Below are 2,250 nucleotides of genomic sequence, written 5' to 3' on the forward strand. Positions count from 1 at the left end.
TCGGTGGAAGCCATGAAGCCCAATACCGCGCTGCAACTGGAAGGCCGCGACATCTACATCCGCGAAGGCTGCGTCGGTTGCCACTCGCAGATGATCCGGCCGTTCCGCGCCGAAACCGAACGCTACGGGCACTACTCGGTGGCCGGTGAAAGCGTGTGGGATCACCCGTTCCTGTGGGGCTCGAAACGTACCGGGCCGGACCTGGCGCGGGTCGGTGCGCGTTACTCGGATGACTGGCACCGCGCGCATTTGTACAACCCGCGCAACGTCGTGCCTGAGTCGAAGATGCCGGCCTACCCGTGGCTGGTGACGCAAGCGGTGGACAGCAGCCACACCGAAACCAAGCTCAAGACCATGCGCACCCTCGGCGTGCCGTACACCGACGACGACATCAGCGGCGCGGTCGCCAGCCTCAAGGGCAAGACCGAAATGGACGCCCTCGTCTCCTACCTGCAAGTGCTCGGCACTGCGATCAAGAGCAAGAGGTAAGCACGATGGTCATTGAAATGAGCTCAGGGCTGATTCGCGGCCTCGGCACCGTCGTGGTGTTCGTCGCCTTCGTTGGCCTGACGATCTGGGTGTTTAACCGCAAGCGCACGCCGGAATTCGCCGAAGCGCGCCTGCTGCCGTTCGCCGATGAGCCGCAAACCGACACCCAACCAGTATCTGAAACAAGGAGTACCCGGCCATGACCACCTTCTGGAGTACGTGGATCTGCGTACTGACCATCGGCAGCCTGATCGGCCTCACCTGGCTGCTGATCGGCACCCGCCGGGGCGAGACTAAGGGCAGCGTCGACCAGACCATGGGCCACAGCTTCGACGGCATCGAGGAGTACGACAACCCGCTGCCGCAGTGGTGGTTCATGCTGTTGGCCGGCACGCTGGTGTTTTCCGTGGGCTATCTGATCCTGCCGCCGGGCCGGGGCAACTGGAAAGGCATCCTGCCCGGCTACGAGGACGGCTGGACCGCCGTCCACGAGTGGGAAAAGGAAATGAGCAAGGCCGACGCCAAATTCGGGCCGATCTTCGCCAAATTCGCCGCCATGCCGGTGGAGGAAGTGGCGAAGGATCCGCAGGCGCTGAAAATGGGTGGCCGGCTGTTCGCCTCCAACTGCTCGGTATGCCACGGCTCCGACGCCAAGGGCGCTTTCGGTTTCCCTAACCTGGCCGACAGCGATTGGCGCTGGGGCGGCGACGCCGAAACCATCAAGACCACCATCATGGGTGGCCGGATGGCGGCGATGCCGGCCTGGGGCGACGTGCTGGGCGAAGCCGGGGTGAAGAACGTCGCGGCGTATGTGCGTCACGAACTGGCCGGCCTGCCACTGCCCGCCGACAGCAAGGCTGACCTGCAAGCCGGACAGCAAGCGTTCAGCACCACTTGCGTAGCCTGTCATGGGGCAACCGGCCACGGCACTGAAGCCATGGGTGCGCCGAATCTGACGCACCCGGCCGGATTTATTTATGGCACGAGTCTGACGCAGCTTGAGCAGACCATCCGCCACGGTCGCCAGGGCCACATGCCGGCACAGAACGAACTGTTGGGCAACGATAAAGTGCAACTGCTCGCAGCTTATGTGTACAGCCTGAGCCATGGATTGAATACAGAAAAACTTATTACCGAAGACAACAAGCAGTAAGCATTGCATACACCTCTGCCGCACCGTTCTCGGTGCGGCAGCATCCCGCCCCTTTGCGACGCATTGTCGCACCCCGTCACAGCCTCTCCTTTCGAATCCTCCGATTCGGGTCTACGCTTGCTCGATGCGGACTGGCCCGTGCCGGTTCCAGGTCGACCTTGAGCGATGTGTTCGACAAATCGCCTGACTGACAGGGCGCAAAGCCCGGTAGATACCGGCTGTCGCGCCGATGACCGTCGGTCACCCGATCACTGCGTTCGAACACACCCCGTAACAACTGACCTGAACCCCTCGCTTTTTTCGTCCGCTGCGACATTTTGTCCGAGGCCAATTTTGACCTTACGCGGCGTATGGAAAGGCCGCAGAATCAGCGTTGGAAAGCATTGACCCAGGTCATGGCGCGTTGCAATGACCCCCTGCTCTCTGCATACTTGCGGCCGATTTTAATCCTAATAAAACACCCAAACCGTGGAACCTTAGAATGAGCACAGCAATCAGTCCGTCTGCTTATAACTATAAGGTAGTACCAGTTCGCCATCATGACGGTGGTCTGGGGGATCCTTGGCATGGGGCTCGGTGTCTTCATCGCCTCGCAACTGGTCTGGCCG

General features: G+C 61.2%; 2 protein-coding genes and 2 pseudogenes. All 4 read left to right on the top strand.

Annotation, left to right across the window (positions count from 1 at the left end; translation table 11 throughout):
- Positions 1-3: 3 nt before the first annotated feature.
- Positions 4-489 (top strand): annotated as a pseudogene (ccoO, locus tag ACIOUG_RS26880) (cytochrome-c oxidase, cbb3-type subunit II); the annotation flags it as partial.
- Positions 490-494: 5 nt separating this feature from the next.
- Positions 495-692 carry a cbb3-type cytochrome oxidase subunit 3 gene (locus ACIOUG_RS26885; protein ID WP_401070184.1) on the top strand — a complete coding sequence of 66 codons (198 nt, stop codon included), beginning with the start codon at positions 495-497 and terminating at the stop codon, positions 690-692.
- Positions 689-1,642, top strand: coding sequence for a cytochrome-c oxidase, cbb3-type subunit III (ccoP, locus tag ACIOUG_RS26890; RefSeq protein ID WP_401070187.1), 954 nt, complete (start codon positions 689-691; stop codon positions 1,640-1,642). Before ACIOUG_RS26885 ends, ccoP begins: the two co-directional genes overlap by 4 nt.
- 481 nt (positions 1,643-2,123) lie before the next feature.
- Positions 2,124-2,250 (top strand): annotated as a pseudogene (locus ACIOUG_RS26895) (cytochrome C oxidase Cbb3); the annotation flags it as partial.

Origin of the sequence: Pseudomonas sp. NPDC087803 (genome assembly GCF_044742995.1) — a bacterium.
GTDB lineage: Bacteria > Pseudomonadota > Gammaproteobacteria > Pseudomonadales > Pseudomonadaceae > Aquipseudomonas.

What these genes read in the sequence shown, in the direction of transcription:
- ACIOUG_RS26885 (WP_401070184.1), top strand. Translation starts at nt 495, where the DNA reads ATGGTCATTGAAATGAGCTCAGGGCTGATTCGCGGCCTCGGCACCGTC.
- ccoP (WP_401070187.1), top strand. Translation starts at nt 689, where the DNA reads ATGACCACCTTCTGGAGTACGTGGATCTGCGTACTGACCATCGGCAGC.